Annotated in this window: 16 protein-coding genes; 5 read left to right on the top strand and 11 right to left on the bottom strand. The window is 41.9% G+C overall.

Annotated features, from left to right (window positions below; genetic code table 11):
* Positions 1–111 precede the first annotated feature (111 nt).
* The 9 genes from H5125_RS03295 to H5125_RS03255 form a co-directional block, all read right to left on the bottom strand.
* Positions 112–1,371, bottom strand: a complete 1,260-nt coding sequence (locus H5125_RS03295) for a dicarboxylate/amino acid:cation symporter (RefSeq protein ID WP_101086208.1) — start codon at positions 1,369–1,371, stop codon at positions 112–114.
* A gap of 426 nt (positions 1,372–1,797) precedes the next feature.
* Positions 1,798–2,790 carry a hypothetical protein gene (locus H5125_RS03290; protein ID WP_182743533.1) on the bottom strand — a complete coding sequence of 331 codons (993 nt, stop codon included), beginning with the start codon at positions 2,788–2,790 and terminating at the stop codon, positions 1,798–1,800.
* On the bottom strand, positions 2,778–3,998 hold the full coding sequence (locus H5125_RS03285; protein ID WP_182743532.1) for a phosphoenolpyruvate carboxylase: 1,221 nt from the start codon (positions 3,996–3,998) through the stop codon (positions 2,778–2,780). The genes H5125_RS03290 and H5125_RS03285 overlap by 13 nt, the downstream gene beginning before the upstream one ends.
* Positions 3,995–4,648, bottom strand: a complete 654-nt coding sequence (locus H5125_RS03280; protein WP_162022246.1) for a condensin complex protein MksE — start codon at positions 4,646–4,648, stop codon at positions 3,995–3,997. The genes H5125_RS03285 and H5125_RS03280 overlap by 4 nt, the downstream gene beginning before the upstream one ends.
* Positions 4,648–8,367 (bottom strand): ATP-binding protein, encoded by a 3,720-nt coding sequence (locus H5125_RS03275; protein WP_182743531.1) that lies wholly within the window; start codon positions 8,365–8,367, stop codon positions 4,648–4,650. Before H5125_RS03275 ends, H5125_RS03280 begins: the two co-directional genes overlap by 1 nt.
* 348 nt (positions 8,368–8,715) lie before the next feature.
* Positions 8,716–10,335: a methyl-accepting chemotaxis protein gene (locus tag H5125_RS03270; protein WP_182743530.1), complete on the bottom strand. Its 1,620-nt coding sequence runs from the start codon at positions 10,333–10,335 to the stop codon at positions 8,716–8,718.
* A gap of 457 nt (positions 10,336–10,792) precedes the next feature.
* A complete protein-coding gene (gene ahpF / locus H5125_RS03265) occupies positions 10,793–12,358 on the bottom strand; it encodes an alkyl hydroperoxide reductase subunit F (protein WP_182743529.1) in 1,566 nt (521 codons plus the stop codon).
* A 112-nt stretch (positions 12,359–12,470) separates the two neighbouring features.
* Positions 12,471–13,040, bottom strand: a complete 570-nt coding sequence (gene ahpC, locus H5125_RS03260) for an alkyl hydroperoxide reductase subunit C (protein WP_101086214.1) — start codon at positions 13,038–13,040, stop codon at positions 12,471–12,473.
* Between the two features lie 242 nt (positions 13,041–13,282).
* Positions 13,283–14,026 (bottom strand): spermidine synthase, encoded by a 744-nt coding sequence (locus tag H5125_RS03255; RefSeq protein ID WP_101086215.1) that lies wholly within the window; start codon positions 14,024–14,026, stop codon positions 13,283–13,285.
* A 150-nt stretch (positions 14,027–14,176) separates the two neighbouring features.
* Here H5125_RS03255 and H5125_RS03250 point away from each other — a divergent pair, with 150 nt between their 5' ends.
* Complete coding sequence (locus H5125_RS03250) at positions 14,177–14,740, top strand: mechanosensitive ion channel domain-containing protein (RefSeq protein ID WP_101086216.1); 564 nt, start codon at positions 14,177–14,179, stop codon at positions 14,738–14,740.
* 512 nt (positions 14,741–15,252) lie between these two features.
* On the opposite strand, the gene H5125_RS03245 is transcribed toward H5125_RS03250, so the two are convergent.
* Together H5125_RS03245 and H5125_RS03240 are read right to left on the bottom strand one after the other, a co-directional pair.
* Complete coding sequence (locus H5125_RS03245) at positions 15,253–15,990, bottom strand: dienelactone hydrolase family protein (protein WP_101086217.1); 738 nt, start codon at positions 15,988–15,990, stop codon at positions 15,253–15,255.
* Positions 15,991–16,090: 100 nt separating this feature from the next.
* Positions 16,091–17,080, bottom strand: a complete 990-nt coding sequence (locus H5125_RS03240; protein WP_101086218.1) for a 2-hydroxyacid dehydrogenase — start codon at positions 17,078–17,080, stop codon at positions 16,091–16,093.
* Between the two features lie 577 nt (positions 17,081–17,657).
* Here H5125_RS03240 and H5125_RS03235 point away from each other — a divergent pair.
* From H5125_RS03235 to asnC, 4 genes are all read left to right on the top strand, one after another.
* The gene (locus tag H5125_RS03235; protein WP_101086219.1) at positions 17,658–18,077 is read left to right on the top strand and encodes a hypothetical protein; all 420 of its coding nucleotides are present in this window, start codon (positions 17,658–17,660) and stop codon (positions 18,075–18,077) included.
* Positions 18,078–18,111: 34 nt separating this feature from the next.
* A complete protein-coding gene (locus H5125_RS03230; RefSeq protein WP_101086220.1) occupies positions 18,112–18,402 on the top strand; it encodes a hypothetical protein in 291 nt (96 codons plus the stop codon).
* 94 nt (positions 18,403–18,496) lie between these two features.
* A complete protein-coding gene (rluA, locus tag H5125_RS03225; protein WP_182743528.1) occupies positions 18,497–19,174 on the top strand; it encodes a bifunctional tRNA pseudouridine(32) synthase/23S rRNA pseudouridine(746) synthase RluA in 678 nt (225 codons plus the stop codon).
* Positions 19,175–19,274: 100 nt separating this feature from the next.
* A complete protein-coding gene (asnC, locus tag H5125_RS03220) occupies positions 19,275–19,736 on the top strand; it encodes a transcriptional regulator AsnC (RefSeq protein WP_011636002.1) in 462 nt (153 codons plus the stop codon).
* Positions 19,737–19,890: the final 154 nt, after the last annotated feature.

The raw sequence follows: 19,890 nt of genomic DNA, 5'->3' as shown, positions 1-19,890 counted from the left end.
AGGCCTTAGATCTTAGACATAAGATCTTAGACATGAGGCCTTAAAAAAAACACCTTAGACATAAAAATGGCCTGCTATGCAGGCCATTTTATTCATACTGCTAAACGGATCTTACACTTCCTCAGCGGTAGTTTTTGCAGCCTCAAGCTGATGCGCTTGTTCAGTTTGATCAACAATGGTTAATACCGCAGTATCACCGACCACATTACATGAGGTTAACACCATATCAATAATACGGTCTAATGCAGCAACAATCACAAATGCTTCTGCTGGTAAGCCTAATTGGTAAATCAATACCCCAATCATCACCATTCCACCACCAGGAACACCACCAGCACCCACCGACAGTAAAAATACGCTAAACAATAACGATGGAATTTGATCATTACTGATTGGCATACCAAAGGCGTTCGCAACGAAGAAAATCGCAATAGTAATATAAATCGACACCCCGCCCATGTTCATGGTTGCACCCAGTGGCACACCAAAACCAGCCACCGCTTTGCTCACACCTAGCTTGTCAGTAAGGGTACGCATGGTTACCGGAATAGTGGCGTTTGAGCTAGCGGTAGACAATGAAAAGAGAATTTGTTCTTGAGTTTTTTCTCTGAAAGTCTTCGCTGAAATAGGAGTGAACAGGCTGACCGAATATGGATATACGATAAAAATCCAAATCAATAGCAGAGCCAAAATAAGCACTAAATATTCAACAACACTGACAAAAATTTCAGGTTCTAAGGTTGCGCCTAATTTAAACATTAAGGCGAATACACCGTATGGCGCTAAACTCATTACCACTGAAATTAAGCGCATCATGATTTTATTGGCGGTTTGAAATCCTTTAACTGCTCCCTCAACCGATTGCCCCATTGATTTAATGACACCGCCCATTAATAGCGCCATAAAAATCACTTGCAACATATTGCCAGAGGTAAAAGCTGAAAACGGATTGTTTGGTACTATACTCACAATTAACGACATTAAATCAGGCAGTTCTGTCGCGGTAATATCCAGTGAACCGTTGCTCGACATATCCACGCCTTTACCGGGCTCAAATATCATTGCGACGGTAAAAGCAGCTAAAATCGCGACCATGGTATTAATGATATAAAACCCAAAGGTTTTACCCCCTAAACGACCAAAGCTTTTTAAATCTTGTAACTCACACACACCACACACAATACTCACAAACACCAGTGGAACTACTAGCATCATAATCATATTGACGAACATGGTGCCAATACCACTTGCTAGGCTAACTAACGTGCCACCAAAAAAAGCATTATCGGCCAGTAAAAACTGTACCATGCTACCAAGCAGAACCCCAAAAAATAGACCGATAAAGATCCGTGCTGAAAGTGATTTTGTCATCTATAAATTTCCCTTCGAAATGGCAACTTCTGTTGCTAATTATTGTTATACCAATCCTGGTGCTTATTCTTTTCGAGCGCTGAAATACTGAGACATAGCGCAATATATTTCAATCACCTTATGAACAAAAGTGATGACTTAATCGTCGCTTAACAAGCATGCAATATAAAAGCTAAAAATAACAATAGATTATAGACTTAGTTAATCACTAACGATGGTATAACCAGTAATAGATTTAGGACGGAAACGGCTAAAATCTGTGCGTATAGCCATAAAAATCAAGCAGACAGCGAGAGTAACAATCAATTTGAAGGTTTTACTTGGCGGTTGAGTGAGCTCAACTCTGTTTAATAAATGGGGTTAGCTGGCTCAATCAGTGTAGTGTTTTTTTTATTCTGCACAGTGGTTTTATTATGAAGAGTGGTTTTATTCTGAACAGTGGATATTAAGCAACGTCAGTGACATCGATTTAGCTAACATGTGCTGCTGTTTAATACTCACGCAATGTTGTCCGAGCCATTGCACTAACGCTAACCATTGCGGATTATATATTACTGATGAAGCGGAAAATGGAGAATCTGATTTATCGCCAGAATGTGCATCTCGATACAAATTATTAAGATAAGCCCATTGCTTGTGTTGTTTATGAAAATCATCCGTGGAATTTATCTGGGCTAACGCTAATAACTTATCTGGCGACGCTAGTGCAAGTTGCGGCACTATTATGCTGCAGCAAGACTCAAGGGTATTGGCAATCATTAACCCTGCTGGATCAAGGTCAGTAAAGCCAATGACATTGATATTGAGTGATTCAAGTAAGTGTAAAAAACGCTTTCGGCCTGCTGGCGAATAGTCATGGCTACCTCGATACAACACCATGCAGTTATTGATGAAGGCCTGTAACTCTGAGGTAAATAAGTTGGCAAAAAAGTGATCAAAACTGTCGAGATTTTCGACCACGATGAGGTTCGTTAGATTGAGTCGCTGACAAAGCGCGATTGCACTGTCGACCTTTAACCGCAGTGAACAATTATGTACAGATAATAAATCGGCAACTGAACCTGACGCTAAATCAGTCTCTAGGCTTTGAGATAAACTAGGTGCCAGCTTAATTAATACATAGTCAGCTTCAGGGCTGATATTAGCGTATTTCTCATTAGCACTGAGTTGTGACATCTGCTGGCGGGGCACATCAAAATCAAGGGCCAGAATATCTAAACCCGAATCAATTTGGGCCATGTTACGCAGTAAAACATAATCGTTGGCGGTCAAATACAGGTATTTGTCAGTACCATCGGTCTCACCTATTTGCCACAATTGATACAATTTTTTCCAATCGGCAGTGAACTTCACCCGCGGCAAGCGCTGCTTTGCCGCGTGTTCCATTAGCTGTAACTGTCTTTTGCTTAGGCTAGCCATAACTCAACATCGTTAATGATAAAGTTACCGCTATAAACCGGATCGGGTTTTCCTATGGGTTCAAGCTCAAAATAATTTTTATGTTCATCGGCTAGGCCTTCATAACCGCCAATGACTTGATAAAGCCAACTTTCAGCATCCCATGTTAATTGCTTCTCTTGCAAATAGCTTAATGCCGATTGACGTAAACCGGAATCAATCACTTCACAAAAATATTCATCCACGGCTATTTTAAGGGGGTTTTCAGGGATATCAAAATCCTCACTGTCACCCATTTCAAAGGTCACATTATGCTCACGCAATGCCGCTGGTAATGAGTCGCGACTAATGGCTTTAACTTGTGCCACTAACCCCATCAGTTCTAGTTCGTGATGAGGGTTAGACACATCAACACTTGCAGGGGCTATCAGCGCCTCAGCACAATTAAATAATACCGGTACTGCTTTATGCACTACATGGTTTTCAGGTTGATAATCAGGATGCATGCTGGTGTGCAGTAACCAACCTTTTAGTAATCGGGTGCGCCCTTGTATTTGCCTAAATCGCCCAAGTAACTCATACAATCTCGCTTGGACAATACTCAACTCTTGGGTACATTGACTTAAGGTTTCTTGCAAACTGGTCATCAACAAACGGCGCAGTTCACGAATATCGCCAGCAATTTCACCTAACTCGCTAAATTGAAACATTTCTAAGCCGTTTAGTAGCTCTGACACCTGGCTTTGGGCTAACTCGTTTTCGCGAATTTTGGCACTTATAGTCCCAACATAACCAAATTCGTTGTTAATTCGGCTCCATAACACCCGAATTGAATAACGTAAACTGTCGGTAAAGCTATACACATGTTCATTTAAATCGGCTAAATAGGCTTCTGCAGCACTAAAATCCACATCACGGCGCGCCTCTTTATAATGATCGGCTAAGGTTTTTATTGTCGCTAGCGCGGAGCCGACGTTGGCATCAATCTGTCGATTACGTTCGTCGCTTAATGCTTCTTCCAATAATGCCCGCACCGAACGCTTTAAGCGCAGTTCTTGATCCGGTTCTGGTCGCCATAAAATGCCACTTTTTTTCAGCTTTTCGATAACGCCAGCATCATGAGCAGTGTCGTTAACCGATCCTGCCAAATATGCATCCATGACAACATCGGCATGACGCCCAAGTTGTTTGAGCAGCTTTACCCCGGCTTGGTGTAAGTTACTGCTCATATCAAGTCCCTTTGGGTCGCGGTTTCTGCCTGAGCCTCAAGACTTAAGCCTTCGGTCTCATCAATAAAGCGGATCACTTCGTATAGATAATCTAACTTACCCGTGGCGATATAAATCTGTTTCTCACTATTGGGTTTGGTTAAATAACCCAGTTCCACTAAGCGCTTAAACACCAACTTAATTTGGCCGTCAACATTAGTACTGCTTGAGCCGAATAATCGGTAATGGCTCAACTTGGTGAGTTGCTCTCTAAAGGCTGGCGTATCTTCAATACGCGCTTGTAAATCGGTTAAGCGGATCGGCGCGCCTTCGCTCAGCGGTGCATCTTGGCCACTGGCTTCTTGCACTAATACCAGCCATTCCACTAATGGAATAAGGCCTGAGCAAATATCTTTAAATTGCGATGAAATAACTTTGCGCTCAACTTCGCCGAGCTGCAAATAACCACAAAAAAAGACTTCACCCTCACCTGCACTGGCAATGGTGCGATTAATTTGGTTAAGGTAGGTTTCAACTCTGTCGCGAGTGCTATTATTTTTTAATGCCCGCCAACCGTCTTCATTGGTCACTCGGCAAATAAACTCACCACGCAACAATTGCTCTATTAATGCGCCAGTACCTACTAAGATAGTTTCAGTCGATTCAGACATTAGATGTGCTCCTTAGCAGTTTCAGCGCGAGTCATTTCCGCCGTAGGCATTTCGGTTTTAGTGTTACGTTGCGATAAACGGGCCGCTAACGGGTTGGCTTTAGGTTTAACGACCTGCAGCTTTTTAGTTTGCTTATTAATGATGTAACGGTTAGCAAATAGACTTAGCACTTCAGATTCAGGATTTGGGAAAGCCCCTAATACACTGATATTGTTGTTCTCACAGGCATCGAAGATTTTCTTCACGTTAGTGTGATGTAGCGTACCTAACTCATCAATTGGCCAATGGATAGTGACATTGGCTTTGCCGCGCAATAAACGGGTGAAGGCCAATAAGAACTTACATAAAATAAGGTACGCCATACCATGACTTGAAGACTCGTTTAACTGACGGTCGGTACGAATAATTAAGTCGCTGTTACCTTCTTTTAAACGCAGTTCTATTTCTAACAGTTTCGCAATACCGCCGGTTAATGCTGCGCGGCCAATAATGTCTAATGCTCGGCGCATTGAGTTAGTGTAATGCTCGTCCGGTAGTTGGCTGAAACCATCTGCTTTCCACGCTTTAAAGGCTTTAACAAACACTTCAAGTTCAGGCCAAAACTCAAGTTCGCTAATACGTGAACGAATTCGCACTGCCGACTCTGATACTCCTTCGAGGAATAGCTCTTCACCCACTTCACGGGTAATACGCGCACTTTGACTGGCAATACGGCGGTCAATATCGGTTAATACATCATAGAATGCGGTTAAGTCGATACCAAAAATACGCCCTTGTTCGCGAATCGCCATTAACGATTGCGGCACCATCACATTGAGTAACTGCTCAAGCTGTGGGACTAACTTGCGATAGTCGAGAAGGCGAATACCTTTGTCGTTCACAAAGCTCGACTCATCACGGGCCCGCTCCCAAAATTCGGCCAAACTTGAACCAGATTTACTGGCAATGACCGAGTCAAAGTGTTCAACATATTGTTTAACAGAACCCATTAAGTAGTCACGCTTTAGCAATAAATCTTCGCCTTGGCGCAAACGCTCGCCAATGCTGCCCATCGCCTCATCGTTATTAGCTGGCAATTTGAGTTCAGCTAACTTGCGCATCACTGCACGCAGCTTAGTGAGGTTTTCAGACGCCTCTACTTGGGCGGCATCACAGGCTTTACGTTCGGTTTCTAAACTGTCTCTTCGGTGTTTTATTTCTGCCGTTTTCGCTTTTAGCAGTTGCTCCAACTCCAGCGTAGCGCGCTTAACATCAGTTAATTGCGTTTGCACTTTAGGCTTTCGAACAAGCCAGGTATGTTGATACCAATCATCAAAACGCAGCACTTCACTGCGGCGTTGTTCTGCATTACTGATGCAGGCTTCAAGATCGCGGATCTGTTTTTTAAGCGCCAAAATGGTGCCTTCATCAACACCACGTGATTTAAGCTCATTTTTGTACCAGGTTTCACCTGCTTTTTGCTCGGTTTTAGCATTTGCACGGCGTTGTTCGATATTGGCTTTAATCTGACCTAATTGATTATCAATGGCGCCAACCACTTCTTGCCAATAGGCATTTTTTTCCATGCGTGCTTCAAGCGCCTGCTCTTTTTGCTCGCTTAACCAACCAAGGTGCTGATTGCTAAGCAGCTTAAGTTCATTATCAAGTTGTACTAATCGCTTGCTCGAATCGGCTTTACGATCTGCCACAGCTTGATTGATTTTTTGTTGTTCGTTACGCTTCTCGTCAAACAGACGGCGTAAATCTTCACGGCTATTTTTGTACGCTGTACGGGCAAATGTCAGTTCGCGGGTGATGCTATCGAGCGCCGTATTCATAGCAACCAGTTGATCTTCCGCTTCGGCATGCATTTCTTGCGCACTTTTTAGTGCTTCTTCTGCTTTGGCTAAACGAATACGTAAATCTTGCTCTGTAGCGGCATACTCCGGTACATCAATGGCTTTAAGATCGAGGTTAACCCCAAATAATGCTTCACTGCTGTCTTTGGTTAGGCTTGGGTGTAGATCGCTGCGATGCAACAACTCTGGCGCGATAACTTTACCAAAGGTGTGCTCCCAACCGTGGGCTTCTTTTCGCAAAAACTCCAACAAGGTATGCGACTGTGGGAACAACATATGGTGCAGTTCTTCTTTGGCATTTTCTCTATCACTAACGCGAATACTGGATATACGCAGCGCTTCGTTAGCTTGGTCGCGCTTGGCCCGTTGTTTACGCTCTTCTGTGGTTAAACGATCGACCTTTTGATTACAGGTTTCTTGCTCTTCATCAGCTAGGCTTATGCGTTCATCGAAAATCGCTAAACGCATTTTTTCATCTTCGGTGTAAGTCACACCATCAACTTGATGCTTAAGCTCGGCAGCGGTTAATTTAAGTTGGTATTCTTGCTCGCTAAATTTGGCTTTACCTGTATCCGTTTGTTCACGCCATTGCTGTTCTAACTTTGCAAGGTCGTCATTGGCAAGCTCACGTTGCTTATCACGCGCTTCACGTTGGGTGTCTTGCTCAAGATGTAGCGTTTCAAGTTCGCGATGTAATTGCTCAGCAATTTTACTACGGCGGGCATTAAAGGCGGCTTCAATATCTTGGTGTTTTTCGGTTTGTAATTTATGACGCTCGTTAAGGTTCTCAACATCACTGCGCCAATTAGGCAAATTATCTAAATCAGCTTTGGCTTGTTCAATGTCGGCATCTAAAAAGGCAGCATGCTGGTCTTCAATGGCATTGAGTTCATCTTCAAACTTGCCAGCGTCACCTTTAGCGGCAGATAATTCCTGGTTTAACTCATCACGAACATCTTTCCACTCATCATCTAATAAGCGCAACTTGAGGTTTAGTTCTTTACCATGAGTTTGGTTACGATCTTGGCGCTCAGCTTCTAAGGTTTCGTCAGCGCGATAACCGCGCGATAAACTGGCTAAGCGTAACTCGGCGCTTAATAGCTGATTAAATTCTTGTTCGAGCTTTTCGTATTCGGGGCGGATTTGTTCAAAACCTTGCACCAGCTGGCTTTCACGGATCCACGTTTCTACTCGTTGTGGATTCAGTCTAGACGTCGGTGGGTTTACCCCATCTTCTTCTAAAATGGCTGCGATCATTGATTTAACCGTTTCCATTTTGCCCTCTTTCGAGTGCACGGCTTTAGCGAGTTTTTCGATATGACGCAAGCTATGTTCGCCGTCACACAACGAGAACTGACGCGCGTAAGTCCGCAGCTCATTGCGGTTACTGCCGGTATTTAATAAGCTACGATCATTCTGGATTATCGCTCGAAACTCGCGAGTGTTTAACAAGTTTGTATGGGCTACGCCATCACGTTTTACTTCACGGCCCAACTCTGCCATTGAATGACAAATGATGGTGTCGCCATTACGCGACTTAATATAATGCTCTAACTCAAAAGCACGGCCAATAAAGCGGTAATTTACCCCTTTACCGTCACCCGCTGATGCTAAAACCGCTTGATAAAGTAAACCATCATCTTTTTGATATTCATAGATAATGTAGCTTGAGTCATGGGGTAAATACCAACGTTCGAAACTGTCACGCGTTGACGGCACCACACGGCTAGGGTACTCGCCATAAAATACCGGCACTAACCGTTGTAAGGTTGTTTTACCAGAGGCATTGGTACCACAAATATTAGTGTGACCATTTAATAACAGTTCGACCACACCGGGTAGGTGGGTATTAATTAACACGATTCTAATCAAGCTTGGCATGATAATCCTTTTCCAAACAGCTCACATTGCAGTGACAAAGAAGCAAAATACGGATGAAAAAATAACGTCTATTTATTCAATTTAAATAAAGTAAAACAAACGCAGGCTGGAGGCAATTTTCCCCCACAAAAATTGGCTTTATAATACGCTAAATAATTCAAAAATGGCGGCTAACAATGCAGCAAACAGCCAGAAACTGTTTATGTGCAACATATGTCGTCAGGCAGAGAGGATAAACACTGCGGAGCAGAAGGCTTTTTGGTGCTGGATAAAATAAAAACGCACAGATTTCTCTGTGCGTTTTTTTATCGTGTACCACTCACATTTGGATCTGAATTGTCAGCAATATTACAATTTAAACTGTGAGGTCGCGTGGTTAAGCTCATTAGCAAAACCGTCTAACCCTTCTGAAATGCCCTGCACTTCGGCAAGAATCCCCAGTGTTTGTTCAAATGATGCATTCATTTCAATCACATTATTCGCCACATGTGCAGCTACCAAAGATTGTTGTTCAGTCGCTGAAGCAATATGAGTATTCATACTATTAATACTGACAATTTTAGATTGAATTGAGCTTAATACTTCACCGGTGTCTTTAGCATAACGCTCGTTTTCTGATGACTTAGTAATCGCCACATCCATGGTGCTCACCGATAATTCAGCTGCGATTTTAAGCTTTTCTAATACGCCACGGATTTCTTTAGTCGCGTCTGCCGTTTTAGACGCCAGTGCGCGAACTTCATCAGCAACAACAGCAAAACCACGTCCATGCTCACCCGCTCTAGCGGCTTCAATGGCCGCATTTAACGCCAATAAGTTTGTTTGATCTGCAATAGAGGTAATCACGTTCAAAATTGAGCCGACACTTTCGGTGTCTTTAGCTAACTCATGAATTGAGTTCGATGCCAACTCAATACCTGAGTTGAGTTCTTGAGAAATTCTCACTGTACGTTGTACTACAGCTAAGCCCTCTGTCGCTTCTCGCTCAGCAACTTGTGCCGCTTCTGCCGCTTGCTGGGCACTGTGTGAAATGTCATTCACCGAGTGGCGCATTTCTTCCATCGACATATGCACGGCTTTAGCATCGTGGCTTTGTTGCTTGGTTGCCTTAGTCGCAACAGCCATACGTTCTTTTAACGATGACGCACTGTCTAATAATGGACTGGTAACACTGACGACTTGTTGTATAGAGTCCGCCAATAAACGTAAAAAACGGTTAAAATTGCTTGATACTTGTCCTAGTTCATCAGTACCTGCAACCGTCAATTGATGACGCAAGTTACCTTTACCATCTGCTAACTCACCCAATGAACTTGCCACATCACCAGCAGAACCACTGATGGAACGAGCAATCGAAATAGTAGCAAGCGCCATAAACACCAATAATGCGATACCGATGCTAAATGAAAGATATAAACTTTGTTCTGAACGGTCGCCAGCCTCTTTAATGGTAGAGCTAAACTCATCCACTTTGTCGGCTTTATAAACAGTAATTCCGTTGGTCAGTTTATCGAAAATTTTAGCTTTTTTCTGACTGATTTGTCCCACATCTGCCATATCGATCGTGCCATCAAGCATGCCTCTTGCCAATGACAGTGTCATGGTATTGTATTCATTGAGGCTGTTAGATAATTGCGATAAAGCGGCAGTCTCTTGCTTATCGGTAGTTGATAAGTCGGTTAAATTCTCGTTAAGTGAAACAAACGTTTTATTGGCGTTTTCGAGCAAATCTTCATCTGCAAACGATACCGCTTGGGTATATAACTCATCTAAGCGTTGTACATAAATGACGTTTTGGTTTGCAAGTTCAACCCGGTTTGCCACCTTGGTTTCCATGAAAGACAAGGTGTCGCGATTTTTATTAATCGCAACGGTGCTAATACCAAGGTTAACGGCAAAAATAATAACCGATAAAACAAAAATCAATCCAACCTTTTTGAAGATTGACATGTTACTAAACCAATTCATATTCCGCCCCCAAGCGATAATCAAATGAAGATAAAACAAATGTAGAGCTTATCAATACAACTACAGAGATATTGCTATTGAGAACCGTGATACCGAGTCTCAATCCTTGAGGCTATTATTGTGTTGCGACGGATACCGTTTAACATCAACCCTTAGTCAATTCACTACAGCTGATAGTATTTTATTGTTATAAAAATACTATCTAACGAGATAAAGCTCATGTGTAAATGACTATCTATTTTTATATTTACGTAAAGGTGTACGTAAAGGCTATCGACCTAAGTTCAATATACTTGAAAATTTTCTAATATATCAATTTCTTTATCAGTTATTGATAAACAACCAATCCATACGATGAAAAATTGTAAATGAAAATACAAAAAAATAGCCTGCAAAATGCAGGCTATTTTTATTCGGTGGTTGATATAAAACCACATATAACAAATCTTACAATCTGCTATGCAGCTTTTACACCCTCTTCTTCTGAATGTCTGATGAGATAATCAAATGCACCCAGTGATGCTGTTGCGCCGCTGCCCATAGCAATAATGATTTGCTTAAACGGGGTATTGGTTACATCACCTGCGGCGAATACACCAGGGATAGATGTTTGGCCACGCTCATCGACTATAATTTCGCCGCGAGGGGTCATCTCAACCACACCTTTTAGCCATTCAGTATTAGGAACTAAACCAATTTGGACAAAGATACCGGCTAAGACAACGGTATTGCTTTCACCTGTTGCACGATCGGTGTAGATCAAACTGGTTACACGGGTACCATCACCTTTTACTTCTGTGGTCATCGCTTGGGTAATAATGCTGATGTTACCCATTGATTTAGCTTTGCGCTGTAGCACTTCATCGGCACGTAACTTACTGTCAAACTCAAGTACGGTGACGTGTTCAACGATATTGGCTAAATCGATAGCCGCTTCAATACCAGAGTTACCGCCACCAATAACCGCAACACGCTTACCTTTAAATAATGGGCCGTCACAGTGTGGGCAATACGCTACGCCTTTATTACGGTACTCTTGTTCACCAGGAACGTTCATTTCTCTCCAACGTGCACCCGTTGCCAAAATTATCGTTTTACTGCGCAGCGTTGCACCACTTTCTAAGGTCACATCAAGCAGGCCATTTTTAGCTAAACTCAACGCTCGTTGGTTTTGCATAATGTCGACTTCATAATCCTTAACGTGGGCTTCAAGGTTAGCAACTAGTTTAGGGCCTTCGGTTTTAGACACTGAAATAAAGTTCTCAATACCTACGGTTTCGGCAACTTGGCCGCCAAATTTCTCCGCTACGATACCGGTGTTTAAGCCTTTACGAGCAGAATAAATTGCCGCTGCAGCACCTGCTGGGCCGCCACCAATCACTAACATATCAAAAACTGATTTTTGGTTTAACTGCTCAGCTTGTCTGCCTGCAGCATTTTTATCTAACTTATTCAGTACTTCAACAACGCTAATAGCACCTACAGAGAAGGCTTCGCCGTTTAAAAATACTGATGGCACTGACATGATATTGCGATCGCTCACTTCCTGTTGGAAAAGCGCACCGTCAATCATCACGTTAGTAATATTTGGGTTAATTGCCGCCATCATATTCAGTGCTTGGATCACTTCAGGACAGGTCTGGCAACTTAACGAAATATAGGTTTCAAAATGGAATTCACCAGGCAATTGGCGGATTTGTTCAATGATATCCGCATCCAACTTAATCGGATGTCCGCCGCTGTGTAATAGCGCTAACACCAGTGAGGTAAATTCATGACCCATTGGCAATCCAGCAAAGGTAATGTTGGTTGCAGCTTGTGGGTTAATCACACTCATGCTTGGTGTACGCTGACCTTGCTGATACGTGACTGAAACTAAGTCTGATGAGTCAATAATGTCTTGGGCTAGGCTGGTTAATTCTTTGCCTTTGTTTGAGTCATCTGCAGATACGACAAGTTCAACTGGGCGCTTGAGGTTTTGCAGATAGGTTTTCAGTTGATTTTTTACATTCGCATCTAACATAACAACTCCTAAAAAATGGGTAATAATCGATAATTTTAAAAGTGCTAGTCAGTGCCGGGGGAACACCGACTAGCTGGAGATGATATTACTAACCTAAGGGTAAACTTAGTGGTTAGATTTTGCCCACTAGGTCAATTGAAGGAGCCAATGTTTCTTCACCTGGCTGCCATTTAGCTGGACATACTTCGCCATCGTGAGTTGCAACATATTGTGCAGCTTGAATTTTACGAACTAGTTCAGAAGCGCTACGGCCAATACCTAGGTCATGAATTTCAGCGACTTTAACTTGGCCTTCAGGGTTGATAACGAAACTACCACGAAGTGCTAAACCATCTTCTTCAATCATTACACCAAAGTTGCGAGTGATAACACCAGTTGGGTCACCAATCATTGGGTAAGTAATTTTGCCGATTGTGTCTGAACTTGAATGCCAAGCTTTGTGGGTAAAGTGAGTGTCAGTTGATACTGAGTAAACTTCAACGCCCATTGCTTGTAACTTTTCATAATGGTCAGCCATGTCGCCCAATTCAGTTGGACATACAAAAGTAAAGTCAGCTGGGTAGAAAAATACTACTGCCCACTTGCCTAATAAATCTTGCTCGGTAACTTCAACGAAAGCACCATTGTGGAATGCTGTTGCTTTGAAAGGTTTGATAGTGCTATTGATGATAGATTGTGTCATGTCATGCTCCATTTAGATTAACATTAAACCCGATACCAATATGGTTTCGGTGATGGCAAACAAACTGTGCTCGTCATCTGATGTAGTCATAATAGCGATCGACATCAATTAAGTATAACGGATAAAAACTATCACCTTAATCGGTTTTTCATATTGAACTATCTGGTTAGATAAATCCTAGAGCGTAAAAAAAAAATACCGACATAGGTCGGTATTTGCTTAATGATACTTACAGGCGGGAATTATTCCCAAGGACCAAATCTTGTCAGTACGCGACTGACATTAATTTCAAGTTTTTGTGAAAGCGTTTGGAGCTCCTGCTTATTATTAGCGGCAGAAAAACAATTCGCTTTATTAGTGGCAAACACCACCCAATTTCCGCCGCCAGTTAAACATGCAAAGACTTGGTTAAAATGTGCATGAAGTGTGTCACGTAACTGTAAATCACGGCTGTGTTCTTTCCAGCAATTTAACACTAAAAAACCATCGGTTTTGAGCAGCTGTTTTGTTTGTTCAATAAATTGAGTAGACAGTTGTTGTTTATCTACGCCTTTGTCACTGTAGATATCGGCAAAAATGACATCCACTTTTTTGTGCTCTGCTTGGGCTAAAAACTCATACGCATCTTGATGTAATACAGTGAGCTTTTTACTCAAGGGTAATTGAAAAAAGCGCTTAGCGACTTCAATAACTTGTTGGCGCAATTCAACGGCGGTAATCTTAATTGCCGCATCAAAATGCCTCAGAGAATGCACTAATGCCCCGCCTCCTAAGCCTAAAATAATGACACTTTTCGGTTGCGAAAATAACAACACAGCCAACATGGCTTGAACATAGGTATGTTGCGGTACATGTGGTTGGCTCTTATCCATTTTACTTTGTTCATCATTATCACCAAATGATAAAACCCGATAATCGCCATCGTCGAGTACACAAAAATCACCAAATCTATCACCGTCGACGTGCAATACTTTATAATCGGACATACTTCACTCAGTGAGGAGTCTTGCTTAATATATGACAGCAAGATTTTTCTACTTTAAAACTCTATTATACCCCAGAATGCTGGCCGAAGTTCGCGTCAAATAGCGTATGTAACACAATGTTTTATTATCATTACGAGATAGGGAATTGACATGTTTAACCATTTATTGATGATCTTTATTTATTTGGCGGTGTTCTTTTTTGCCCAACGTCAGGTTAATAAATGGATCCATTTGCAAGCTGAAAAGAAACAAGTCAGTGAGGTTCGTAGCCGTTTAATTACCCGTTTGATTTCTTATTTGTTGTTTTTTGTGACGATATCCGTCATGGCGGTGTCATTAGGGTTAGGCTATCAAGAGGTGTCGCTATTTGTGTCTTCAGCCTTTGCGGTATTAGGCGTGGCGCTATTTGCTCAATGGTCGATATTGAGCAACATCACTGCTGGTGTATTAATCTTTTTTGCATTTCCGTATCGTATTGGCGATCGAATAAAAATTGTTGATAAAGAAGAAGATATGAGTGGCATTATTGTTGAAATCAGTTTGTTTCACGTATTGATCAAACGAGATATCGGCGATGTAATGACTTACCCTAATAGCTTAATGCTACAAAAAGCCGTGATTAAATTACCCGAACCACGAACATCAAGCGCGCTTTCAACAAGCAACAAAACTAAAGCGAAGATTAATGCAAACCGAGCGCGGTGGTTAAAGTAATCCCCAGGCAGCCACTTGATGGTTTATACCCAAACGACCTCGAAATACAAGATTGTGCATGCCCAGAAGTGACAGAGTTCAAGGGTCTAGGAATAGCGCGCCTACGGGCTGTTTCAGACACGATAGCAAGAGATAACAAGAGATAACAAGCGATAACAAGAGATAACAAGCGAACGCTGCGCTCAGGGATGGGACCGCTTCGCTGCTAAGATTTTATAGGATCTAGCCGCGAAGCGTCCTAGCAGCGCAGCGATCTAGGCTCTTGCTATAAGATTTTATAGGATCTAGCCGCGAAGCGACCTAGCAGCGCAGCGATCTAGGCTCTTGCTATAAGATTTTATCGCATCTAGCCGCGAAGCGACCTAGAACCTAGAAATAGTGATCTTAAACAGAGCGTCACCATTCTGTTCAATCACTGCCTTGTTCCGTTATCCTATGGGAGCTCTGAAGCGAGCATGTTGAAGTGGCTTGGGTATATGCGTACTTAAGCTCAACGCAGACATGCTATAAAACTAGTTTAATACTCGATGAAAAAATGCCACCGCTTGTAAATACATTTGCAATGCTAAAGCGGCATCGTAACGCTCGCCTTCATCACGCATAAAGGCATGCTGTGCATTGACTTCAAGCCAAGTAAAGTTTGCATTTACCTGTTCAAGCTTTTGATAAATAAGCTTACGACCTTCTTTAGTGACATGCGGATCTTGCTTACCAAACACCATCACTAACTCGCCTTTTATATCACCAGTACGGGTTAATGAATCATTGCCTTCTTGGCAAGGTAATGTGTTTGAATGAATGTCGGTTGGATATAAACAAAAAGCACCGCTGATGTCTGGATTAAGTGCGGTGCGGTAAGCTAAGTGACCACCGATACAAACACCCATAGCGCCGACTTTATCACTGCAAAATGACTGTGCCCGTGCAAAGTCAACTAACGCACAAGTGTCACTGTCATGATGTTCCAAAGGCTTGGCCCACTTGTCTGCATTACCTTTATCTTTACCGGCTTCATCATAAGCCAACACGGTTCCGATAGGATTTAGCTCATGAAACACTTCTGGTACTAATACAACAAAACCATGACCGGCTAAGATTGCCGCTGAGCGAGCAATAGGCGCGGTTTGCTGAAATATTTCTGAGTAGAAAATAATGGTCGCAAATTGGCCTTTAGTGTCTGGACGATAAAGCGTGGTACGCATTAAGCCCGTAGCCGTTTTAATGTCGTGAATTTCAGTTGTTGTAATCATAATGTTCCATTTATTTTGCACTACGCCTAAGATTTATCAAGCTGGGCAGAGTGTGATTATAGTCTATGTACTCGTAAATATTCCGGTTAACCCGTACGAATTAAAATAGCTCATTATTACAGGTTTGCCCTGTGGTCAACTGAGTCACATTCGTTAATGTTGTTGAGGCTATCGCATTTAATGCCTCTTCAGTTAAAAAGGCTTGGTGACCGGTAAAAATCACATTATGACAAGCAGACAAACGACGGAAGATATCATCTTGAATAATCTCATTTGATTTATCTTCGAAAAATAATCCTTTTTCATTTTCATATACATCAAGCCCTAACGAGCCAATTTGGCCATCTTTTAACGCTTCCATCGCATCAAAAGCGTCTAATAGTCCGCCGCGGCTGGTGTTAATCACCATCACACCTTGCTTCATTTGGCTAAAACTGACCTTGTTGAGTAAATGATGGTTATCTTTGGTCAACGGACAATGCAAACTAATGATATCGCATTGAGGATACAGGCTTTCTAATGAGACATATTCGACGCCAAGATCAATTACCGCTTGGTTTGGATAAGGATCGTGGGCGATCACTTTACAGCCAAAACCTAATAAAATTTTAATGGTGGCCAAACCAATTTTACCTGTACCAATCACCCCAACGGTTTTGCCAAACATGTTAAATCCGACTAAACCCGACAACGCAAAATTGGCATCACGAGTGCGTTGATAAGCTTTATGAATTTTACGATTTAAGGTCAACATTAAGGCCACTGAATGCTCGGCGACTGACTCAGGTGAATATGCTGGTACGTTAACGACTCTCATCCCTAATCGCTCGGCAGCAATCAGATCGACATTATTAAAGCCAGCACAACGCATGGCGATTATTTTTGTACCGCCTTTTTCCAACTCAACTAACACTTCTTCACATAAAGAGTCGTTGACGAACGCGCACACGACTTCATAGCCTTCTGCTAATTTTACGTTTTGCATGCAAAGTCGGTAATCAAAGAATTCAATATCAACCTTAAAGGTTTCGTTAATACTATTGAAATGGCGAATGTCGTAAGGCTTTGCGCTAAAAAATCCAATTCTCATAAGGCTCCAAATGCGTTAATGGCGCTATCGCGATCGTTTACTACTATTGAATGCAATAGTCACGCTCAAAACAGAGGCTAATTGTATGTGAATTAACAGTTATTGTCGTCAATATCACACGGGATAAAGATGAAATTGTGATCCAGACTCTCCCTTGTTAATAGCAACGACAACAATAATCACTCTGCAGTATAGTTTGCTTGTAACGCCCACAAAAAACATCCTTTTAGCGTTATAAACCTCATCCATTTCTTGCCCATATCAACACGGATTTAGCCAAGTTCTCTGGAGCCACATTCGTGACGCCTTGATACAGCCGAAAACTAAACATAGCGAATGTCGATTTCATTTGTTCATCAACATATTCTCATTTCACTCTACTTCAAATAATCTAGAGTAGAGACGCTCTTAAGGGATACCTAGTAAGCTAGAACACATGATAAAAAACATCTACTTAAGGCATTCATTAATTAAATTGAATAATCATATTGAAAATAAAAAAAACTGCTGTACCCATCACTGTTTTAACGGGGTAAAATTGCTAATGTTACCGCAATGTTAACCTAGCAACGACACTATGAATCAGAAAAAGAATTTGCCAGTATCAAACCGCCGATTTTGGATTGAACGGATAAGCAAAACTGCACTCAGAGCACTGCACATTATTGGTGTAGTGGGCAGTGGTGGTGGCATTATCTTTAATCTTGAGTTATCTCTGTGGTTTAACTATTGGCTTATTGCAATCGTATCCGGTGTATTACTAATGAGTTGGGAGATCATTAGAGATTGGCGCTGGCTAATACAACTCAAAGGAGTGTTAACCTTACTAAAAGTCATCCTACTAGGATTTTTTATTCAAATAAGTCAGTGTCATTCTGAATTAGTCATCTTTATTATTTTATTATCTGTTATTGTATCTCATGGACCCGCTGGATTACGCCATTACTCGATAGTTCATCGAAAAGTGATCCAGAGCAAAAAAGAAATAAAAGGTTAATACACCACAACAGAGATGACTCTAAGGACACGGGATGTTCCCTTACCCAGACCAATATCGCATTGCTATGCCGCCATTGACTACCGCTTTTATGGTGGCTTGGGCGTTGATGAGTCACGCCATTTTCACCGATGCTAGCCCATTTTCACTTTATCCATTATTAGTACTCTTTCCAACTGTCATTGGTGCGCACCTTTTTTTAATTTGGCAAGCAAAAGGTATGAGTCGTCTTGATCAATGCTTTTATGCATTGGTACATATCCCACTTGCGTTTGTAGTGTGGACATTCACCATCATGCACGTCAACGGCAATGCATTCTCTTAAATCGTCGTTTTAGTCTTTCAGCAATACCATTCTATACTTGCACATCATAAGCCCTAGCGGTATCTTTGCCGCGAATTGACTCACGAGAGCAACTATGGCTGATTTCATTTACAACCCACCCACCACTCCTTGGCTAGATATTGTGTATCAAGACAAGGATATTCTGGTCGCAAACAAGCCCTCTGGACTACTATCGGTTCCAGGAAGAGAGGCTATTTATCATGACAGTATTTATTCTCGGGTTTTAGCTAAACATCCAAATGCGCAAATTGTACACCGATTAGACATGGCTACCTCAGGGGTTATTGTCGTCGCACTACGACGCAGTGCTGAACGAGAATTAAAACGTCAATTTCGTGATAGAGAAACAGCCAAAACCTATTTTGCTCGAGTGGCTGGTCATATGAAAACCAGTATCACTAAAGTCGATTTACCGCTAATTTGTGATTGGCCTAATAGACCCAAACAAAAAGTAGACCACACTGTTGGAAAACCTTCGGTGACGTTAGTTGAAGTCGTGAGCTATGGTGCTAAGTCAACATTAGTCAAACTCACTCCTATTACTGGACGCTCGCATCAGCTTCGAGTCCATATGATGGCATTAGGCCACCCTATCCTTGGTGATGGATTTTATGCCGATGCTTTAGCAAAAAGCTTATCACCTAGGTTACTCCTTCATGCCGCGGCATTATCGATAACTCACCCCTACTCTCAACAAGTAATGCATTTTGAGTCTCCCGTCACGTTCATGGCCCCAACGGCGGATCAATAACAAAATTAAACATTGTTAATAACCATGCTAATTTTAGTAGCTATTATGCAATGAAAGTCGTAAATTTATGACCAATTAATGGTTTATTAGGCTTTATACCGTGGATAGCTCATTTCAACGTGATGAATTAGACAATCATATACTTACCGCACTTATGCAAGACGCCAGAACACCTTTTGCGGAACTGGCGAAACGTTTTAATGTCAGTGCTGGGACGATCCATGTTCGCGTTGAAAAAATGAAACAAGCTGGCATTATTACTGGTGCGCAAATTACTGTAAATCCCAAAGCGCTCGGTTATGATGTTTGCTGCTTTATCGGCATCAATTTAAAAAGTGCAGGCGATTATCCGGCTGCTATTGCCAAGCTAAATGAATTAGAAGAAGTAGTAGAAGCGTATTACACCACCGGCAATTACTCGGTATTTGTAAAGGTAATGTGCCAATCTATCGATGGATTGCAGCATGTGCTAATTAACCGTATTCAATCTATTGATGAAATCCAGTCTACTGAAACACTTATCAGCCTACAAAATCCCATCGTAAGATCGGTAAAGCCCTAGGCCATGGAGGGCTAAGTAGCCCTCAAGCCCTGCATCAACTCCAAAATTGTCAACTCCCACTCGTGAATAACACAACTTCAATCACAAACCTGCACATACTTATTAACAATTGATTGCCGTTTTTTTAAGTTACAGTGTTACTTTTGTTAAACCT

It is taken from the genome of Shewanella sp. SR44-4 (assembly GCF_014163715.1).
In the GTDB taxonomy this organism is placed as follows: domain Bacteria; phylum Pseudomonadota; class Gammaproteobacteria; order Enterobacterales; family Shewanellaceae; genus Shewanella.
This window is presented reverse-complemented; position numbering and strand designations above follow the sequence as displayed.

Coding starts and splice junctions, on each gene's coding strand:
- H5125_RS03295 (WP_101086208.1), bottom strand. CDS start 1,371: ATGACAAAATCACTTTCAGCACGGATCTTTATCGGTCTATTTTTTGGG.
- H5125_RS03290 (WP_182743533.1), bottom strand. CDS start 2,790: ATGGCTAGCCTAAGCAAAAGACAGTTACAGCTAATGGAACACGCGGCA.
- H5125_RS03285 (WP_182743532.1), bottom strand. CDS start 3,998: ATGAGCAGTAACTTACACCAAGCCGGGGTAAAGCTGCTCAAACAACTT.
- H5125_RS03280 (WP_162022246.1), bottom strand. CDS start 4,648: ATGTCTGAATCGACTGAAACTATCTTAGTAGGTACTGGCGCATTAATA.
- H5125_RS03275 (WP_182743531.1), bottom strand. CDS start 8,367: ATGCCAAGCTTGATTAGAATCGTGTTAATTAATACCCACCTACCCGGT.
- H5125_RS03270 (WP_182743530.1), bottom strand. CDS start 10,335: ATGAATTGGTTTAGTAACATGTCAATCTTCAAAAAGGTTGGATTGATT.
- ahpF (WP_182743529.1), bottom strand. CDS start 12,358: ATGTTAGATGCGAATGTAAAAAATCAACTGAAAACCTATCTGCAAAAC.
- ahpC (WP_101086214.1), bottom strand. CDS start 13,040: ATGACACAATCTATCATCAATAGCACTATCAAACCTTTCAAAGCAACA.
- H5125_RS03255 (WP_101086215.1), bottom strand. CDS start 14,026: ATGTCCGATTATAAAGTATTGCACGTCGACGGTGATAGATTTGGTGAT.
- H5125_RS03250 (WP_101086216.1), top strand. CDS start 14,177: ATGTTTAACCATTTATTGATGATCTTTATTTATTTGGCGGTGTTCTTT.
- H5125_RS03245 (WP_101086217.1), bottom strand. CDS start 15,990: ATGATTACAACAACTGAAATTCACGACATTAAAACGGCTACGGGCTTA.
- H5125_RS03240 (WP_101086218.1), bottom strand. CDS start 17,080: ATGAGAATTGGATTTTTTAGCGCAAAGCCTTACGACATTCGCCATTTC.
- H5125_RS03235 (WP_101086219.1), top strand. CDS start 17,658: ATGAATCAGAAAAAGAATTTGCCAGTATCAAACCGCCGATTTTGGATT.
- H5125_RS03230 (WP_101086220.1), top strand. CDS start 18,112: ATGTTCCCTTACCCAGACCAATATCGCATTGCTATGCCGCCATTGACT.
- rluA (WP_182743528.1), top strand. CDS start 18,497: ATGGCTGATTTCATTTACAACCCACCCACCACTCCTTGGCTAGATATT.